This is a genomic window from Rudanella lutea DSM 19387, from assembly GCF_000383955.1.
In the GTDB taxonomy this organism is placed as follows: domain Bacteria; phylum Bacteroidota; class Bacteroidia; order Cytophagales; family Spirosomataceae; genus Rudanella; species Rudanella lutea.
On the sequence record NZ_KB913013.1, the window covers coordinates 3,014,498 to 3,033,104 of the forward strand.

The window sequence follows — 18,607 nt, forward strand, 5'->3', positions numbered from 1 at the left end:
GGAACAGTGTGTTACGTAAAAAACAACAAACTCAACTCTGGTTGGTTAGGAATTGCGCCAAAATCTGCTTCAACAAACTAAAAATCAGCTTTTGACGAAGGTCTATTTGTCTACTCTTTTTGGGAGAGATTCGACTGCAAATATACCACATTTTTAAATCAAAAGTTCCAGATAGAGTAGTTGTAGAAACCAGTTGAATACCGAGTACATATGAAGCCTGAATTAGTGGTTGAGCCCCTCTCATCGTGGGTAGAAACCAATGGAAAGCCGTTGATCATTGCCGGTCCGTGCAGTGCTGAGACCGAAGAACAACTTGTAGAGACTGCCCGTCAGCTGAAAGAACTGAATGCAGTCCACGTCATTCGTGCCGGCGTATGGAAGCCCCGTACGCGGCCTGGCAGCTTTGAAGGCATGGGCGAGAAAGCTTTGCCCTGGCTTCAGCGCGCCAAAGCCGAAACCGGCCTGCCCTTTGCCGTAGAGGTAGCCACGCCCGAGCATATCGAACTCGCCCTCAAGTATGGCGTTGATATTCTGTGGGTAGGCGCCCGGACTACGGTAAACCCATTCAACGTTCAGGAAATTGCCGACGCCCTCCGCGGTGTGGATGTACCGGTATTGGTTAAAAACCCGGTAAACCCTGATCTTGCCCTGTGGATTGGTGCGTTCGAGCGTATCGCCGGAGCGGGTGTGAAAAAGCTGGGCGCTATTCACCGGGGGTTTGCCACGGGTGAGGCCAGCAAGTACCGCAACGTACCGATGTGGCAGATGGCCATCGAACTGAAGTCGATCTTCCCCGAATTGCCCATCATTGGCGACCCAAGCCACATGGCTGGTAAGCGGGCGTACCTCAACGAGCTGGCCCAAATGGCCATGGACCTCAACTACGACGGTCTGATTGTTGAGTCACACATCGACCCCGACAATGCCTGGAGTGATGCCGCTCAGCAGCTTACCCCAGCCGCATTTGGCGAGATGCTCGATCACCTGCAAATTCGTCAGGTTGAATCGTCGAACATCGAGTTCCAGAGCTTCGTGGAGCAGTCGCGCCGGAGCATCGACAATGTCGACCGGCAGATTGTTGAAATGCTGGCTGCCCGGATGGCCCTCGTGGAGCGGCTGGCCGAGTACAAGCGCGACAACAACGTGACCTTGTTCCAGCCTGAGCGGTGGAAAGAGATCCTGAAAACGCGTACCGAACTGGGTAAGAAACTGAACCTCTACCCCGAACTGGTGGAAGAAATCTACAAGATTATCCACATGGAGTCGATTCGGAAGCAAACCGAAATCATGAATAGCCAAACGGCTTAATTCAGGAGATAGGAGCGAGGAGGTAGGAGTGAGAAGTTTTAGTAGCTTCTCACTCCTACCTCCTCGCTCCTTTTTACTTCAACTTCAACACCACCGACCTTCGGTTAAACCCGGCAAAACACCCAAGCCCCCCGTTTATGTTCGACGGAATCTGCACCGGCTCGGCAAAGGGGTTGCCGTCTGACTCCTGCTGACGCGGAATAGCTTCGTGATACCGGTAGTACGTCTCGTCGGTGTGCAACAGCGATACCGTCAGCTCAGCCGACCGGAAATTGTCGCCAAAACGGTAGGTATCAACGGCATTATTGGCCGATGTGCCGGTAGGTGGGTTAATGACGGTGGTTCCGGTAGGGTTGGTTATTGTGGTAGCACAGGTGGGACAGGTTATTAGGGTAGTGCCGCCGGGACCTGTTACGATGGTGGGAGTTCCGCTTGAGTACCGGTAATACACACCCTTGCGCGACCTGAGCTGCCCGCCATCGTCGCCGGGCGAATCGGCCACGACGTCCGAATTATTAAAAAACGTATTCTGCACGGTTACCTGTACCAATGATGAACTTGACGGTGCGGTTTGCAGCGTGCTCAACATGGCCGCTACCCGGTAGTAGTTTCGGCCACCTGTCAAATCAGCCCAGTTTACCCGCAGGCTGTATTCCTTTGCATATATGGGTGTCCGGACACCATTACTGAAACTGTAGCCACTTTCGACGCGGGCCGAGTCGCGCTCCACCACAAACACCGGCGCTCCCACAGGTATGGTACACTGCGCAGTGGCCTTCTCACCCTGGGGCGTACTCACCGATAGTGTGTACGTTTTACCGGGCAAAATGGGCAGGTTACGGGCGTTGGTCCAGTACAGGTTGATGGCCTGCCGCCGGTAATTAGCCGCATATTGCAGAGCCACCACGCGGGCGCCATCACTTATGGTTACGCTGGCGTTGGTAACATCCAGAATTGTGTTGGACTGCCCCAACACCGGCACTGAGCGGTTCACCTGCACCGTCAGAACACTATCCTGCGGGGAGATAAAACTGGCAATTACCAGTTTACCCGCTTCGCGATTGATGCGGTCAGGGTCGACCTCGTTGCGAAGGCTATCACAGGAGAAAAAAAGCGGAATGAGGCCAAGGCATAGAATAAGACGATACATACGTGGTCGGATTGAAAAGGTTATTTGCGATATAGCTACGGCAGTGGCCCTCTCTAAAACTTGAAATTGTAGCTAAACGCTGGCACAATCGGGAATACCGAATACCGGAACAGCCCCGTTCGGGTAGTCTGGTTGGGGACCTGCCCCTCGGTCACCGACTCAATCTGGTAAAAGAAGGGATTGCGCCGGTTATATAGGTTGTAGAAACTGAACTCCCAGGTGCGCTCATGGTGCCGCTTTTTCTTGTGAAACTGAATACCGAAATCCATGCGGTGGTAAGCCTCGGCCCGGAAGGTATTTTTCTGGGTTCCGTAGTCGCTCACGCGGGCTCCATAATCGAACAGGCCCGACACAATGGCTGCAGCGCCGGTTGTGCTACTGCCCCGGATGCCCGGCTCGTGCCGGTAGGCCCGGTACTCGGCCTGCGGTACCGTGAGGGCGTTGCCCGTGCCGTACACCCAGGCCGCCGAGAGGGTGATACGCTTGCTTAACTCGTAAATCCCGACGAGCGAAATATCGTGCCGACGATCGTAGCGCGGGTAAAACTTCTTCCCGCCGTTGAGCAACGGAAACTGCCACTGTGTCCAAGAGAGCGTGTAGCCCGCCCAGCCCGAAAAACGGCCTGTTTTTTTCTGAAGCAGCACCTCCGCCCCGTACGACCAGCCCCGCCCGGAGGTCACGTTGTCTTCCCAACGCACCTGCTGGGCCGAAGTAGGATCGCCAAGTAAGAGAAAACTGGCCCCCTCTCGGTAGTTGATGATATTGTTCATCGTCTTGTAATACCCCTCGACCGTGAGCGACAGGCCCGACTTGTTGAAGTCCTTTGCCAACCCGGCGGCTACCTGCTCTGACTGTTGCGGAGCCACGCGGTCGGTTGTGGGCACCCAGAGGTCGGTAGGCAGGCCGATACCCGTGTTGGAAAGCAGGTGAATGTACTGGTTCATGAGCGCGTACGACCCTTTGAGCGACAAATCGGGCTTGAGCATGTACGCAGCCGACAGCCGGGGCTCCGGCCGGATGTAGTTTACCTCTTTCTGGACAAAATGACTCAGGCGAAGGCCACCATTCAGGCGCCAGCGCTCGTTGGGACGCCAGGTATCTTCGGCATAGATGCCCGACTCCAGCACGTCGATATTGTTGATCCGCCGATCGAAACCCACCGAGCCTGCATTTTTAAGCACAATTGCGCTGGGCGTAAACCGGTGCTGAATGGTTTGCACCCCAAACCGCAGCGAGTGTTGGGGGTTAGGGTAAAAATCAAGGTCGTACTTGAGCGAGAAATCGCGGATACCGGAGTTATACCGAAGCGAAAACAGGTCGGTGGCATTGTTGTTCCGGCCACGCTCGTCGGAGGCTATTTGAAATTTATAGTCGCTGTAAATAAGCGAAAGGTTCGAAAACAGGCGTTGCGAAAACAGGTGATTCCAGCGGAGGGTACCGGTGGCATTACCCCAGCCCAGACCCACATCCGTGCCCGAATCATCTTCTTTCGCATAGAACCGGTCGCGGCCAAAGTAGCCACTCAGGTACACTTTGTCTTTATCCGTCAGGTCGTAATTAACCTTGGCGTTGAGGTCGTAGAAATAATAACCAGCCTGGGTTTGCCCGTCGGTTTGTGCCCGAATAAGCGGAGCAGCCACTACGTCAAGGTACGTTCGGCGGCCCGACACCAGAAACGACCCCGACCGCTCGCCCGGTTTTTTGTTTTTGGCCAGGGGGCCTTCCAGCGTAAGCCTCGACGAAATAAGCCCAATACCGCCCTCACCGTGCAGTTTCTCGCGGTTACCGTCTTTCATGTTCAGGTCGATAACCGACGACAGCCGCCCACCAAACCGGGCCGGAAAGCCGCCCTTGGTCAGCTCGACACTTTTGAGAGCGTCGCCGTTGAAAACCGAGAAAAACCCGAACAGGTGGTTGGCGTTGTACACCACGGCATCGTCCAGAATAATGAGGTTCTGGTCGGGGCCGCCCCCGCGCACGTAAATACCCGTGCTCCCCTCCGATCCTTTCTGCACACCCGGCATCAGCTGGAGTACCTTCAACACATCTTTTTCGCCCAGAAACGCCGGTATTTTCTTAATCTGCTGCACCGGTATATCGATCTGACTCATCTGGGGGGTATCGCTTACTTTTTCCTGCGTCCGGCTGGAGGTCACCGTTACCTCCGACAAGGTTTTGCCGGGATCGAGGGTCACATTACGCTGGGTGTCGCGCCGTAACGAAACCGTGTATTCAACCGCTTCGTACCCCACAAATGAGTACGCCAGCCGCACGCTGTCCTGCACGGGCAGCGTGAGCGAGTAAAAGCCATAGGTGTTGGTGGTGGTGCCGGTTGAGGTTCCCGGCAGGTACACATTGACCCCAATCAGGGCCTCCTGACTGCCAGCCTCGCGTACATACCCGCTTACCGTGGCTACGGGCGCGCTGGCCCGGGGCCGAACCGACTGGGCAAAAGCGGCAGAAACGGGCAACAGCAACGCCCAGAGAAACAGGTAACGAAACGTCATACAAACGTGAATTTGTAACGGGGAGTACAAACGTGGTGATTTGGTTGGAACGTCAGTCCAAACTACCCGGCAATTTAACATGCTTTAACAGACAACCTTTTCCTAACCGGATGAACGGTCATCGCACACTTCGGCCTAAATATTTGTTATTCCAGTAAACAATCCTCCGGGATTGTGGTAAAGAATAAGTGAGGCTCAACCGATTGAAAAACAGCACACGACCATGTTAGAATTTGATCAGCTTTCTCTGAATATTCCGGCCACCACCAAAAAACGGGTGGTGATTATCGGAGGTGGGTTCGGGGGGCTCAATGTCGCTTTAAATCTTGACAGCCGCGATTTTCAGGTTGTCATGTTTGATAAACAGAACTACCACGCGTTCTGGCCTTTGTTGTACCAGGTAGCAACAGCCGGGCTCGAACCCGACTCCATTGCCGAGCCCCTGCGCAAGGTATTTACCGATCAGGATGATTTTCACTTTCGGCTGGTGCGGGTTACGGGTGTCGACCCGACGGCCAAAACCGTCAAAACCCTTATCGGCGACCTGTCGTACGACTATTTGGTGGTGGCCACGGGCTCCAAAAGCAACTTTTTTGGCAACGCGCAGGTACAAAAGTACGCCTTTCCGCTCAAGCAGATGACCGACGCCCTCAACCTCAGGAGTCAGTTACTGCAATGTTTTGAGCAGGCCAGCATTACCAAAGATCCCGAAATCCGGCAGTCGCTGCTCAACTTCGTGATTGTGGGTGGTGGTCCCACGGGTGTCGAAATGGCCGGTTCAATCGCGGAGATGCGGAAGCACGTCCTGCCCAACGACTATCCGGGGCTCGACTTCTCCAAGATGAACATTTACCTCGTAGAGGGCCTCGACCGGGTGTTACCGCCTATGGACCCCGAATCGAGCAAGGCCGCCCACGCGTATCTGGATGAGCTGGGCGTGGAGGTTAAGCTCAAAACCCTGGTAGATACGTACGACGGCCAAACGGTCATTCTGAAATCGGGCGAGCAGATCCGCAGCCAGACCCTAATCTGGGCTGCCGGGGTTACGGGCGCCCTGATCGACGGAATTCCGGCCGAAAGTGTTGAGCGCGGCCGGGTACTGGTCGATCAGTTCAATCAGATTCAGGGCCTGACCAATGTGTTTGCCATTGGCGACCTCGCCTACATGAAAGGGGGCGACCCCGACTTTCCGAACGGGCACCCTGGCGTGGCCCAACCCGCCATTCAGCAGGGTGAGCGGCTAGCCAAGAATCTTGGCCAATTGGTCCGCAACCGCGAAATGGAGCCGTTCCGGTATTTCAACAAAGGCAACCTGGCCATTGTGGGCCGCAACCGGGCCGTAGCCGATTTGCCCCGCAACCTTCACCTTAAAGGGTTTCTGGCCTGGGCTACGTGGCTTTTTGTGCACATTTTCTACCTGATTGGGTTCCGCAACAAGCTGGTTGTACTTAGCAACTGGATCTACCGATTCTTTACCTACCAGCGCGGCACCCGGCTTATTATCCGGCCGTTTGTGCGAAAGGAAGACGTGCGGGCACAGGAATTTCTGGTGAAAAACGAAATGGTGTAAGTTGCTGAAGTGTTGTAACCCTGCCAGTAGTCGAAGACCCTGGCAGGGATGCATATGAATAGGGTTGAACCAAAAATAATCTAATCACTCAATCGACTAACGGGGTACTGCTCTATTGTTCGGCTTGCGGTAACAATCCGCAAGCCGTTGCGTTTTATTATTTTCTGGAACGCATCTCATGAGAAACCCTTCCGTTTGGATCGCCAGTGTAGTACTCACTGGCTTGTTTAGGTCTGCTCTGGCGCAACCAACCACGGCGCCCAACTCACTCGATACCGTAAAAGCCGGCCCATTTGACATGGGTAAGATGTGGACGTTCGATACGCCACCCAAAGAGTATTTCCGGCAAACGTATAATTTCACCCCCGATGATAAATGGTTTGATGAAACCCGGCTGGCAGCCCTCCGGTTTGCCGACTACTGTTCGGCGTCGTTTGTGTCGGCTAACGGGCTCGTGATGACCAATCACCACTGTGCCCGTGAGTCAGGAACGGGGGTAGTTCGGAAAGGGGAAGATTTCAACGCCAATGGCTTTTTTGCCAAAACCCTCGCCGAAGAACGGAAAGTACCGGGGCTGTTTGTCGATCAGCTGGTGCAGATTGTCGACGTGACCGGGCGGGTACAGGAGGCCATCGACCGGGCGGGGGCGGGCGCCGAAACCGCTCAGTTGCAGGCCCGCGAGCGCGAATTTGAAGCGATCAAAACCGAATACGCCAACAAGCCCGGCTTTAAAGGGCTGGAGTTGCAGGTCATCACGTTCTACAACGGTGGTCGGTACGCATTGTATGGCTTCAAACGGTACGACGACGTGCGGCTGGTGTTTATGCCCGAGCTGCAACTGGGCTTTTTTGGTGGCGACCCCGACAACTTTACCTATCCGCGTTACGCCCTCGACTGCTCGTTTTTCCGGGTTTACGATCAGGGCAAACCCTTACGCACTACGCATTTCTTTAAGTTTAACCTCAACGGCGTGCGCGACGGAGAGCCCATCTTTGTGGTCGGCAACCCCGGCAGCACCGAGCGGCTCAAAACCGTGGCCGAACTCCAGTTTGACCGGGATCACCGACTGCCTTATATCACTACGCTGCTTCAGAATCGCTCAAAAGCCCTACAGGCGTACAACGTGACGGCCAAAAACGACAGCATTCTGAACGAGATATTCAGCTTCGAAAACAGTCTCAAAGCCATTGGTGGCCAATTGGCGGGCCTTCGTGACCCGTACCTGATGGCCCGCAAAGCCGCTTTCGAGAAGCAGTTTAAGGCCGAAGCCCAGAAGAAGAACATTCCGACCCAAACCTGGGACGAGCTGGCATCGACTACGGCCGAGTTGCGCGCCTTGTTTAACGACAACACCTACCTGGCCCCCAACCCGCTTGTGCAGGGCGAGTTGCTGGCCTTTGCCCAAAACCTTATTCAATACGGCGAACTGGCCCAGTCGCAACCGCAGGCCGCCCAACAGGCTCGCTCGCTGATGGTTCCCCCCACGCTCAAAAGTCGGCAGCTGGAAGAGGCTTTTCTGGCCGCGCACCTGGCCGAAGCCCAAACCGTTTTGGGCGCGGGTGACCCTTACGTTCAGGCGGCCCTAAACGGGCGCTCGCCCAAAGAAGCTGCGGCTTACCTGATTGCAAACACTAAGCTTACCAGCCCGCAGTTTGTCAACGAGCTGGTCGACCGGGCGGGCGGCATCTCGTCCAGTACCGATCCGTTGCTGGCGCTGGCCAAAATTTCCACGGGCCGGTTTGTAGCCGCCAATCGGCAGGTGCGCCCCCTTCAACAGCGGCAAACCGTACTGCGGGCGCAGTTGGGCCGTTATCTGTATGATGTGTACGGTACGGCCGTTCCGCCCGATGCTACGTTTTCGCTCCGGATCAATGATGGCGTGGTGAAAGGTTACGCGTACAATGGCACGCAGGCCCCCATCATCACAACCTTTGCAGGGCTTTACGACCGCAACTATTCATTTGGCGACAAAGGTCCGTGGCAACTGCCCGCCCGCTGGAAAAACCCACCGGCCGCCCTGCTTCGGCAGCCTATGAATTTTATCACTACCAACGACATTATCGGTGGCAATTCGGGAAGCCCCATGATTAACAAAAACCGGGAAGCCGTGGGTCTGGTATTTGATGGCAATATGGAAAGCCTGCCCGGTTCGTTTATTTTCGTGCCCGATGCCAACCGGAGTGTTTCGGTGCACGCGGGGGGTATGGTGGCCGCCATGCGCTACATCTACAAAGCCGACCGACTGGTCAACGAGCTAACGGCTGGCCGATAAGTACCCACCCGGCTAAGGCATGTGTGTTTTACGTCAATTACCCATTTTGATTTCTTATTTCGAGCAGGCTAACCAGGCAAAGCCGAAGTTCAAAACAGGACTTTTAGTTGTTTTTAAATAAAATTTTGTATTATAACAACAACAATTGGTCTTAAAATTGCTTCCTTTGTTGTATCTCACCTGCTGTCCGCTGCGTATGAATAAGTGTGTTTTTCTTGATCGTGATGGTGTTTTGAATGAAGATCGTACCGATTACGTGTACCGCGTAGAGGATATGATTATTCCAGACGGCGTTGCCGAAGGCCTACAGATGCTCAAGCAAGCCGGCTATATGCTGATTGTGATTACCAACCAGGCGGGTATTGCCAAAGGGCTTTACACCCGCGAAGACGTGATGCGCTGCCACAACCATCTGCAACAGCAGTGCGGCAACGTAATCGACGATATTTACTATTGTCCGCATCACCCGGACTATACAACCCGCTCGCTTCTGCGGAAGCCCGATTCGCTCATGCTGGAAAAGGCTATTGCCAAATACAACATTGACCCAGAGCATTCGTGGATGTTTGGCGATGCCCTCCGCGATATGCAGGCCGGTCGGCGCGTTGGGGTTCGTACCGTCCGGATTACCCCGCACGTGAGTGGCCCCCACGAAGCCGATGGCCACGCTACCGACCTGCTCGGGGCAAGTCGGCTGGTGCTCAATCAGGCCTGAGAATCTTTACAGACGGCTAACGGTTTATAAACAAAAAGTCCCCGGTATGGCTACCGGGGATTTTTTGTTACGCTTTGGCCTGGGTGGCCGGCGTGTGCTTGATCACACTCCCGTAGGCAGGGCAGGCTCCCTTTCGCGCACACGAACTCATCGTCAGAACGGCCAGCAGACCGGCAATAGTGAATACTTTTTTCATGGTATTTCGCTTATTCTTTTTCAACTAACTCGGCTTCCTGTTCTTCGTGCTGCTCGGCTTCTTCGGCGGCTTCCAGTTCGGTGGGGCCGGCTTCGGCAGAGGTATAGCCCAAAATCTTAAGCATTACTTCACTATTCTGCTCGGGGGCAAACAACCGGGTACGCAGGTTGCCGTCCTCGTCTTTGTCGACAATCACGTGTTGCGGGGCCGGAATGAGGCAGTGCTGAATACCACCATATCCACCCAACGACTCCTGGTACGCGCCCGTATGGAAAAACCCGACGTACTGCCGCTCCGACTCCTGCTCGAAAATAGGCAGGTACAAATCGGCACTGTGGGCCTCAGTATTGTAAAAATCGTGTGAGTCGCAGGTGAGCCCACCGAGGTTTACTTTCTGGTACGGATTGTCCCAGTTATTGATGGCCAGCATGATATACTTCTGACCGAGGCCCCACGAATCGGGTAGCTGCGTGATAAACGACCCATCGATCATGTACCACAACTCCTTATCGTTCTGGAGCTTCTGGTCAATTACCTCATAAATAACGGCTCCGCTCTCTCCTACCGTATAACTACCAAACTCGGTAAAGATATGCGGTACAGGCACGTTGTTTTTGTTGCAGATCCACTGAATACTCTCCACGATCTGGTCAATCATGGCCTGGTAATCGTAGGTAAACTGAAACGAGGTCTGAATAGGCAGACCACCACCAATATCAATCGAGTCGAGATCCGGGCAAACCTTGCGCAACTCGCAGTATTTGTACATAAACCGGCTCAGCTCACTCCAGTAATACGCGCTGTCTTTGATGCCCGTATTGATAAAGAAGTGCAGCATCTTCAGCTTAAACTTATTGCTGTGCTGAATTTTGCTCCGGTAAAGTTCATTAATGTCGCTGTAGCGAATACCGAGCCGCGAAGTATAGAACGCAAAGTTCGGTTCTTCATCCGTAGCAATTCGGATGCCAAGGTTAACGGTTTCGGCCGTGATGTTGTCTTCGTAGGCCTCGATCTCTTTCAGGTTATCGAGCACCGGAATCACGTTGAAGCCGTCGTTGATCATCTCGCTCAGGTACTGCGTGTACAGGGGCCGTTTGTAGCCATTGGCAATGATGTACGTGCTCTTGTTGATCTTGTCGAGCCGGTACAGTTCCCGAATGATAGGAATATCGTAGGCCGATGAGGATTCGAGATGGACACCATTTTTGAGAGCCTCTTCGAGCACAAACCGAAAGTGGGATGACTTCGTACAGTAGCAATACGTGTAGTTTCCTTTGTAATTGTACCGCTTCATGGCATTCTTGAACAGCGACTTAGCCTGGTCAATATGCTCGGTGATTTTGGGCAAATACGTCAGCTTCAGGGGGGTTCCGTACTGCTTCACAATGTCCATCAGGGGAACATTGTTGAATAACAAATTGTCATTCTCCGTTTTGAACTCCAGCGTAGGAAATTCAAACGTCTGGTCGATTAGGTCATAGTAGGTCTTCATCCCTTCGTTCGGCGCATAAAAAGATTGTTTGTTTAATAGTTTGTCTGTTTGTCTGTGAGCCTGTTGTCACCCGTCGGGGACCACCAACCGGGTAAATACTCGCATAAACAAACCATTTTAAGGGTCGCGAAAATGGGGTAAATTTTACGGCTTTGCAAGTATAACCCATTCGCAATGTAGAGAACGAAATAGCGGGGGGTTTGATTCGGTCTTAACCGAAATTTTATGCGACTCCGGGCACCGGTCTTTTCCGATCGAACCACCGGTATAACGCGCTCATGGCCTACTTTCGTCCAAACCACCAGCCACGAACCGAGCCGGTGGCCCCGTTGGGCAGCTTCCGGTTTATCAACAAACAGAAAACATCCCCTAATTTTGCCTTACTTTATTAGGCCTTACTTTATTAGTACGTAACCCTCAGCGAATGACGCCCCAGGCTATTCACTTCATTTCGATTGGTGGCAGTGCCATGCACAATCTGGCCATCGCCCTCCAGCAGCAAGGCCACACCATTACCGGCTCCGACGATGAAATTTACGAACCTTCGCGCACCCGTCTGGATGAGCGCGGGCTCCTGCCCGCCGAAATGGGCTGGTTTCCGGAGCGTATTCACCCCGAGCTGAGCTGCGTCATTCTGGGGATGCATGCCCGCGCCGACAACCCCGAGCTGGCCCGCGCTCAGGAACTCGGTATTCCGGTGTACTCCTACCCCGAATACATTTACCGCCAAAGCCAGCACAAGCAGCGGGTGGTGATTGCCGGTAGTCACGGCAAAACAACTATCACCTCCATGATTATGCACGTGCTGAACTACCACAACCGGGTGTTCGACTATCTGGTGGGCGCGCAGGTGGAGGGTTTCGAAACAATGGTGAAGCTGACACCCAACGCACCGCTGATCGTGATTGAGGGCGATGAGTACGGCTCCTCGCCTATCGACCCACAACCGAAGTTCATGCATTACCAACCCCACATTGCCCTCATCAGCGGCATAGCCTGGGATCATGTCAATATTTACCCGACCTGGGAGGTCTACGTCGATCAGTTTGAATTACTGGCCGACGCCATGCCTAAGGGCGGCATTCTTGTGTTTGATGAAACCGACGATATGCTCGATGTGGTAGGCCAAAAAGACCGCGACGATGTGGCGAAACTGCCCTATACGGCGCATCCGCACCAGATTCGGAACGGGCAAACGGTGCTCATCACCAAAGACGGTACCGAAGTTCCGGTGCTGGTGTTTGGGGAGCATAACATGAAGAATATGGCCGGGGCTATGGTCGTTTGCGACCGAATTGGCATTACCGATGCGCAGTTTTACGAAGCCATCAGCTCGTTCAAAGGTGCGGCCAAGCGGCTCGAAAAACGCTCCGAAACCCCCGAGTTAGTCGTATTCCGCGACTTTGCCCACGCCCCCTCTAAAGTAGAAGCTACCACCGAGGCCGTAAAAGCACAGTACCCCGACCGTAAGCTACTAGCCGCTGTGGAGTTGCACACGTACAGTAGCCTGAACAAAAACTTTCTGGGTCAGTACCGGCACAAACTGGCCGCGGCCGACGTGCCCATCGTGTATTTCAACACTCATACACTGGCCATGAAACGGCTCGAACCGATTACACCCGACGACGTTAAAACCGCTTTCGATCAGCCCAACCTACACGTGTTTACCGACACCGCCGAGTTGCAGGCTTTTCTCGACAGTCAGCGCGCGCAGGTCGGTGTGATGCTCCTGATGAGTTCGGGCACGTTTGGCGGAATAACTAATGTATAATGCGTAATGATTAATGGAGTAGACCGGGTAGGCTGGCACGCCTAATTACGCAATCCTCATTACGCATTACACATTCCTTTAATACTATGCAAAGTATTGTTGTTTATTGCGGCTCGAATCACGGAGCCCAACCTATTTATAGCGAAGTAGCCCGCGAACTGGGCCGCACCATGGCCGAGCGCAACATTCGCCTGATTTACGGCGGGGGTGGCTTTGGTCTGATGGGCGTAGTAGCCGATACCGTTCTCGAACACGGGGGCGAGGTAATCGGGGTGATCCCGAATTTTCTGGCCGAGCTTGAGGTAGCCCACCAAACCCTGACCGAAATTCACTTTGTAGAAACCATGCACGAGCGGAAGTTCAAGATGGTGACGCTATCGAAGGGAGTTATTGCGTTACCAGGTGGGTACGGCACGCTCGACGAGCTGTTTGAGATTCTGGCCTGGCGTCAACTGAAACTATACGATGGTCCCGTGGCCATCATCAATACCAACGGCTATTACGACCTGATGCTTCAGCAACTGGATGTGATGGTGCGCGAGGGCTTTTTGAAATCCCAAAACCGCGAGCTACTCATTGTGGCCAACACAGTGGAAGAAGCCCTGGCAAAAATGGGCACACAAACCACCTAATTACCGATCAGTCAATCCCTTATTCAATAAGTCATTTTTGTGTAACCAGGATTTACCTTTACGTTTTCACGTAAAGCATGCCTGGTATGAAAACACTTTTCCTATTCTTTTGGCTTGGGCTGACTGCCGGGGCGCTCGCCCAGATTGGCATGGGTGGGCAGCCCCATCCCTCGGCCGTTCTCGACCTGAAAAGCCCAACCAATAATCAAGGTTTACTGATACCGCGCCTGAGTACAGCCCAGCGCAATGCCATTGCCAGCCCCGCCGTGGGCTTATTGGTTTTTGACCTGGATAAAGGTACCCTATTTCTGCACGATGGACAGAACTGGCTCCCTCTGGCTACAACGAATACCAATAATCTCTTGCCTATTGAGCGTACAGCCTCTGACGCAGCGGACAACAATAATTTTGGTTATTCTGTAGCGATTTCGGGCGATTATGCGATTGTAGGGGCTTATGGGAAAACTATCGGTACTAACGCCAGACAAGGTGCCGCCTACGTATTTATCCGTATTGGTAATACTTGGACACAACAGGCTATACTGACCGCCAGTGACGGTACAGCTAATGACTATTTTGGCTATGATGTAGCTATTTCAGGTGACTACATCATCGTAGGAGCGATTAGAAAACTAATTGGTTCAAACACTAATCAGGGTGCTGCTTATGTATTTGTCCGTAGTGGTACCACATGGACCCAACAAGCCCGGCTGGTTGCCAGCGACGGAGCAGCCAATGATTCTTTTGGCTTTAGTGTAGCTCTATCCGGTAATTACGCGATCGTGGGGGCGAATCAGAAAACCGTTGGTAGTAATACGAATCAGGGTGCAGCCTATGCATTTCTCCGTAGTGGTATCACCTGGACACAACAGGCTCGCCTTACAGCCAACGATGGAGCCCTCGGAGATTATTTTGGTAGCAGCGTCGCTATTTCAGGTGATTACGTTGTCATAGGGGCCTCTCAAAAAACTATTGGAAGCAATTCGTATCAGGGAGCAGCCTATGTGTTTGTCAGAGGAGGAGGCACCTGGACACAGCAGGCCCGCCTTACCGCCAGTGATGGAGCTAACAACGATTTTTTTGGCCGAAGTGTGTCCATAGACGGGGACTATGTGGTTGTAGGGGCTTTATATAAAGTAATCAATGCAACGATTAATCAAGGAGGAGCAGCCTATGTGTTTACCCGCAATGGCAACGCGTGGTCACAACAGATCCGACTGACGGCGAGTGACGTAGCTTCACCTGATAATTTTGGGTCAGGCGTGGCCATTTCGGGTGACTATGTGCTAATTGGCGCGAGCTCCAAAACCATTAACGGCAATATTTTACAAGGTGCTGCTTATCTATTCCAACGAATTAACTCTACCTGGACTCAAATTCGCCGGATAACCGATAATAGCCCTTCCAGAACCTACTATGGCTTTGCAGTCGGCATCTCCAATGGGAGCTTCATTATTGGAGGATATGGGTTTGAAAACCTCAAGGGCAAAGTCGGATTTGGAACGGTAGATTAAGTCATTGACGGGCCAAAATCCGGTCGGCATTATCCAATATCCGGCATTCTTTTATCGTTTAAAGTAAGGCATTGTAAACCGTGCCCGCCCGATTTTGTTTATCTTGGGCGCAGTGGTGCATTTTCCTTCCAAAAGATATGAGAATCAGTACTTCCCGTTTGTTACTGGTGGCGCTGAGTGTTACGGTCGGCCTTGCGGGCTGTAACTCAGCGATGATGGCATACAAAAAAGGCGTACGACATTTCGATGCCGGCGAATATAACCTGGCGCTGACTCAGTTTGAGAAAGCCGCCAAAGGCGATATTGACCCCAAGCGAGTGAATTACTACGCGGCTGAGTCGTACCGCCTGTCGAACCGCTTTGCCGAAGCGGCTCCCTTCTACCAAAAAGCCCTCGAAGCCGGTAGTATTGAGCCCGATGCACACCTCAACTTAGCCTACGCCCTTAAAGCACAGGGTCAATACGCCGAGGCTCTCAAGCATCTGCAACAGTACGTTGATAGTAAGCCGACCAACAAGGTAAGCCTCGACAAAGCGCAACGCGAACTGGGCACGCTACGGGCCGTAGAGGCCATTGCGGGTAAGAAAACCGACCTCGTGCTCAAAAATATGGGCAACCTCAACTCACCGGGTTCGGAGTTTGCGCCTGTTATCCGGGGCGAGGAACTAGTGTTTACGGCCTCCCGTAAAGACATGGTGTACAAAAACAACGGGTTGCCTATGCTGGGCCTGTACAAGGTAAAACTGAATCAGGCCCCCGACGAAACCGGCAATGCGGCCCAACCGTTTAGCAACAACGTGTTTCAGGGCGATGTAAACGAAGGGACACCGGCGTTTACCAAAGACGGCAAAGCCATGATTTTTGCCCGTGGCAATAACGGTAAGCGTAAAGGCGGGCTCGATGTCGACCTGTTTATCAGCCGGTTGGGTAGCGATGGTACCTGGGGCGCTCCGCAGCGACTCCCGATCAGTGACTCGACGGCCTGGGACGGCTCACCCGCTTTCTCGGCCGACGGGCGTACGCTCTACTTCGCGTCGAACCGAGCCAATGGCGCGGGAGGTATCGACCTGTACCGTACCAACATGGATGCGTCGGGTCGGTTTAGCCGCCCAGTCAACATGGGCCGCGACATCAATACCCCCGGCGACGAGATGTTTCCGTTTGTAGCCGCCGACGGCAAGTTGTATTTTTCGTCGGACGGGCACCCCGGTCTGGGCAAACTCGATGTGTTTGTGGCAACCCGTTCGCAGGGGGTAATCCGGGTCGAAAACATGGGGCAACCCGTCAATTCGCCTGCCGACGACTTTGGCTACGTGCTCATGGAGCCCGGCAAAGGGTTTCTGGCTTCGAACCGGGCGGGTGGTAAAGGCGACGACGATTTGTACTTTTTCGACGCTACTACACCCGAGAGCTCGACAACCACTATTGCTCAGAACGATCCGAAACCCGATGCCCCCAAAATTGTCCGGTATTTTCTGGCGGGTACTGTAGCGACCAACGAGCCAACCCCGGCCCCGCTCGATTCGGCCCGGGTGCGTATCATCGACGAAGCAACGGGCGAAGCCGTTGCCGAAGTGGTGACCGGTCAGCCGGGTACGTTTGGCAAGTATCCGTTGCAGGAAGGCAAAGAGTATTCAGTATTGGCCGAACGCCGGGGGTACCTCACCCGCCGGGAGCCCTTTACCATGCAGGGCCGGAGTATTCCGCAGATTTTTCTGACCAAACCCGAAACCGACACTACCTTCAACGTGGCGCTGCGGCTCGACAAGGTCGAACTGAACAAGACGTTCGTGCTGGAGAACATCTATTACGACCTTGATAAGTTTAACATCCGCCCCGATGCGGCCCTTGAACTCGATAAGCTCGTCACGATTCTGAAAGACAACCCAACGCTCCGTATCGAGCTGGGCTCACATACCGACGTTCGAGCGCCGGATGCGTACAACATCCGCCTGTCGCAGAACCGGGCCCGCTCCGCCGTCGACTATATCGTATCGAAAGGAATTGACGCGAGCCGCATGACGGCTAAGGGATACGGCGAAACCCAACTCATTGTGAAAAACGCCAAAACCGAAGAGGAGCATCAGCGTAACCGCCGGACTGAGTTCAAGATTCTGGAGTATTAACGTAATGCGTAATGCGTAATAGCTAATGAAAATAAACCGGATGGCCGTTTGCCCGGTTTTATTCTACATTAGCGATTACGCATTTTTTACGTTACTCACTACCCTTTTACCGCCATGAACGACCGACTCCGCCAATTCCTTACCGTGTTTGTCATCATCTCGTTGCTGGTGATGAATTACCTCTCCAACGCTCGTGTATTTGCCGACACCACCAACGGCGACATTTCGCGAAAATACCAGACGTTGATTACCCCGGCGGGGTATGCCTTTGCCATCTGGGGCGTCATTTTTCTGGGTTTGCTGGCGTTTGCGGTGTTTCAGGCTTTACCGTCTGAGCGCGACAACGAGCGTTTCCGGGCCGCCGGGCCGTGGATTATCCTGAACGGAATCGGCAATGCGATCTGGAGCCCGATTTTCAACAATGAGCAAATTGGGCTGGCCCTACTGGTGATTCTGGTCATGTTTGTGAGCCTGTTGCTGACCATGGATCGGTTACAGGTGGGAAAAACCCGCGTGCGTCGGCGCGAATTGTGGCTGGCGCGGGTGCCGTTTTCTATTTATTTCGGCTGGCTTACGGTAGCAACTATTCTCAACGTGGCTGTCTTTCTTAAATCGACCAACTTCGACCTGAACCTACTCCCCGAAGCTGGCTGGGCTGCGGCTGTGCTGGTGATTGCCTTTCTGGTTGGCGTGTTTCTGTTCAACCGGTACCGGAGTGCCTTTTATATCCTGGTATTTGCCTGGGCCTATGCCGCCATTGCTGCCGAGCAGAAGGGCGTTCCGTACGTACCCTTGTTTGCCTGGGCGGGCGTGGTAGGGGCTGTTATTCTGGCCGGCTTCGCCCTGATTACCTACAACACAAATTATGCAGCTCTTCCTCCTGCTCGGCGCTAATCTGGGCGACCGTGTGCAGACGTTGGCCCAGGCGCGGACCCGGCTGGTCCAGGCTGTTGGGCCACTCGTAGGGGCATCGGGCCTGTATGAAACGGCACCGTGGGGCGTAACCGATCAGCCCACTTACCTGAATCAGGTTCTCGAACTCGACACGCAGCTTACCCCCCCCGATGTGCTGGTGCAAACACAGGCCATTGAGCAAGCTTTAGGCCGCGTGCGGCTGCACCGGTGGGGTGCCCGTGTCATTGATATTGACTTACTGTACTATGCCGATACGGTGCTCCAAACCGACCGGCTGACCCTCCCCCACCCACTCCTGCACGAGCGCCGGTTTACGCTCGTGCCCCTGTGCGAGCTGGCCCCCCATTTTGTTCATCCGGTACTGCACCAAACCAGCACCGAACTCCTGCAACAGTGCCCCGATACCGGCGAGGTGAGTCGGTTTGTGGGGTAAACAGGA

The 18,607-nt window shown here is 53.7% G+C and carries 14 protein-coding genes; 10 read left to right on the forward strand and 4 right to left on the reverse strand.

The annotated features are described in order from the left end of the window. The first annotated feature begins 210 nt into the window (after positions 1-210). Positions 211-1,308 (forward strand): chorismate mutase, encoded by a 1,098-nt coding sequence (locus RUDLU_RS0112430; RefSeq protein ID WP_019988718.1) that lies wholly within the window; start codon positions 211-213, stop codon positions 1,306-1,308. 73 nt (positions 1,309-1,381) lie between these two features. Here the strand turns inward: RUDLU_RS0112430 and RUDLU_RS0112435 are convergent, their stop codons facing one another. Both RUDLU_RS0112435 and RUDLU_RS0112440 read right to left on the reverse strand, forming a co-directional pair. Continuing rightward, positions 1,382-2,458, reverse strand: coding sequence for a DUF4249 domain-containing protein (locus tag RUDLU_RS0112435; RefSeq protein WP_019988719.1), 1,077 nt, complete (start codon positions 2,456-2,458; stop codon positions 1,382-1,384). A 53-nt stretch (positions 2,459-2,511) separates the two neighbouring features. Continuing rightward, positions 2,512-4,965 (reverse strand): TonB-dependent receptor, encoded by a 2,454-nt coding sequence (locus tag RUDLU_RS0112440; protein ID WP_019988720.1) that lies wholly within the window; start codon positions 4,963-4,965, stop codon positions 2,512-2,514. Positions 4,966-5,188: 223 nt separating this feature from the next. Here RUDLU_RS0112440 and RUDLU_RS0112445 point away from each other — a divergent pair, with 223 nt between their 5' ends. The 3 genes from RUDLU_RS0112445 to RUDLU_RS0112455 all read left to right on the forward strand — a co-directional run bounded on the left by RUDLU_RS0112445 (position 5,189) and on the right by RUDLU_RS0112455 (position 9,522). Further along, positions 5,189-6,535, forward strand: a complete 1,347-nt coding sequence (locus RUDLU_RS0112445; protein ID WP_019988721.1) for an NAD(P)/FAD-dependent oxidoreductase — start codon at positions 5,189-5,191, stop codon at positions 6,533-6,535. A gap of 178 nt (positions 6,536-6,713) precedes the next feature. After that, positions 6,714-8,807 (forward strand): S46 family peptidase, encoded by a 2,094-nt coding sequence (locus RUDLU_RS0112450; RefSeq protein ID WP_027302999.1) that lies wholly within the window; start codon positions 6,714-6,716, stop codon positions 8,805-8,807. Positions 8,808-9,003: 196 nt separating this feature from the next. Further along, a complete protein-coding gene (locus RUDLU_RS0112455; RefSeq protein ID WP_027303000.1) occupies positions 9,004-9,522 on the forward strand; it encodes a D-glycero-alpha-D-manno-heptose-1,7-bisphosphate 7-phosphatase in 519 nt (172 codons plus the stop codon). A 67-nt stretch (positions 9,523-9,589) separates the two neighbouring features. Here RUDLU_RS0112455 and RUDLU_RS30420 read toward each other — a convergent pair whose 3' ends face one another. Continuing rightward, the gene (locus RUDLU_RS30420; RefSeq protein WP_019988724.1) at positions 9,590-9,718 is read right to left on the reverse strand and encodes a hypothetical protein; all 129 of its coding nucleotides are present in this window, start codon (positions 9,716-9,718) and stop codon (positions 9,590-9,592) included. 10 nt (positions 9,719-9,728) lie between these two features. Further along, positions 9,729-11,210, reverse strand: coding sequence for a type III PLP-dependent enzyme domain-containing protein (locus RUDLU_RS0112465; RefSeq protein ID WP_019988725.1), 1,482 nt, complete (start codon positions 11,208-11,210; stop codon positions 9,729-9,731). A gap of 424 nt (positions 11,211-11,634) precedes the next feature. Here RUDLU_RS0112465 and RUDLU_RS0112475 point away from each other — a divergent pair, with 424 nt between their 5' ends. From RUDLU_RS0112475 to folK, 6 genes are all read left to right on the forward strand, one after another. Further along, positions 11,635-12,981, forward strand: a complete 1,347-nt coding sequence (locus RUDLU_RS0112475) for a UDP-N-acetylmuramate--L-alanine ligase (RefSeq protein ID WP_019988727.1) — start codon at positions 11,635-11,637, stop codon at positions 12,979-12,981. A gap of 86 nt (positions 12,982-13,067) precedes the next feature. After that, complete coding sequence (locus RUDLU_RS0112480; RefSeq protein ID WP_019988728.1) at positions 13,068-13,613, forward strand: LOG family protein; 546 nt, start codon at positions 13,068-13,070, stop codon at positions 13,611-13,613. Between the two features lie 86 nt (positions 13,614-13,699). Beyond that, the gene (locus tag RUDLU_RS27410) at positions 13,700-15,127 is read left to right on the forward strand and encodes an FG-GAP repeat protein (protein WP_157580179.1); all 1,428 of its coding nucleotides are present in this window, start codon (positions 13,700-13,702) and stop codon (positions 15,125-15,127) included. A 137-nt stretch (positions 15,128-15,264) separates the two neighbouring features. Continuing rightward, complete coding sequence (locus tag RUDLU_RS0112490) at positions 15,265-17,253, forward strand: CHU_0125 family OmpA-like outer membrane integrity protein (RefSeq protein WP_027303001.1); 1,989 nt, start codon at positions 15,265-15,267, stop codon at positions 17,251-17,253. A gap of 114 nt (positions 17,254-17,367) precedes the next feature. After that, entirely contained in the window at positions 17,368-18,147 is a 780-nt protein-coding gene (locus tag RUDLU_RS0112495) for a TspO/MBR family protein (RefSeq protein WP_019988731.1), read from the forward strand. Next, positions 18,119-18,601 carry a 2-amino-4-hydroxy-6-hydroxymethyldihydropteridine diphosphokinase gene (gene folK, locus RUDLU_RS0112500; protein ID WP_019988732.1) on the forward strand — a complete coding sequence of 161 codons (483 nt, stop codon included), beginning with the start codon at positions 18,119-18,121 and terminating at the stop codon, positions 18,599-18,601. Before RUDLU_RS0112495 ends, folK begins: the two co-directional genes overlap by 29 nt. Positions 18,602-18,607: the final 6 nt, after the last annotated feature.

Coding starts and splice junctions, on each gene's coding strand:
- RUDLU_RS0112430 (WP_019988718.1), top strand. CDS start 211: ATGAAGCCTGAATTAGTGGTTGAGCCCCTCTCATCGTGGGTAGAAACC.
- RUDLU_RS0112435 (WP_019988719.1), bottom strand. CDS start 2,458: ATGTATCGTCTTATTCTATGCCTTGGCCTCATTCCGCTTTTTTTCTCC.
- RUDLU_RS0112440 (WP_019988720.1), bottom strand. CDS start 4,965: ATGACGTTTCGTTACCTGTTTCTCTGGGCGTTGCTGTTGCCCGTTTCT.
- RUDLU_RS0112445 (WP_019988721.1), top strand. CDS start 5,189: ATGTTAGAATTTGATCAGCTTTCTCTGAATATTCCGGCCACCACCAAA.
- RUDLU_RS0112450 (WP_027302999.1), top strand. CDS start 6,714: ATGAGAAACCCTTCCGTTTGGATCGCCAGTGTAGTACTCACTGGCTTG.
- RUDLU_RS0112455 (WP_027303000.1), top strand. CDS start 9,004: ATGAATAAGTGTGTTTTTCTTGATCGTGATGGTGTTTTGAATGAAGAT.
- RUDLU_RS30420 (WP_019988724.1), bottom strand. CDS start 9,718: ATGAAAAAAGTATTCACTATTGCCGGTCTGCTGGCCGTTCTGACGATG.
- RUDLU_RS0112465 (WP_019988725.1), bottom strand. CDS start 11,210: ATGAAGACCTACTATGACCTAATCGACCAGACGTTTGAATTTCCTACG.
- RUDLU_RS0112475 (WP_019988727.1), top strand. CDS start 11,635: ATGACGCCCCAGGCTATTCACTTCATTTCGATTGGTGGCAGTGCCATG.
- RUDLU_RS0112480 (WP_019988728.1), top strand. CDS start 13,068: ATGCAAAGTATTGTTGTTTATTGCGGCTCGAATCACGGAGCCCAACCT.
- RUDLU_RS27410 (WP_157580179.1), top strand. CDS start 13,700: ATGAAAACACTTTTCCTATTCTTTTGGCTTGGGCTGACTGCCGGGGCG.
- RUDLU_RS0112490 (WP_027303001.1), top strand. CDS start 15,265: ATGAGAATCAGTACTTCCCGTTTGTTACTGGTGGCGCTGAGTGTTACG.
- RUDLU_RS0112495 (WP_019988731.1), top strand. CDS start 17,368: ATGAACGACCGACTCCGCCAATTCCTTACCGTGTTTGTCATCATCTCG.
- folK (WP_019988732.1), top strand. CDS start 18,119: ATGCAGCTCTTCCTCCTGCTCGGCGCTAATCTGGGCGACCGTGTGCAG.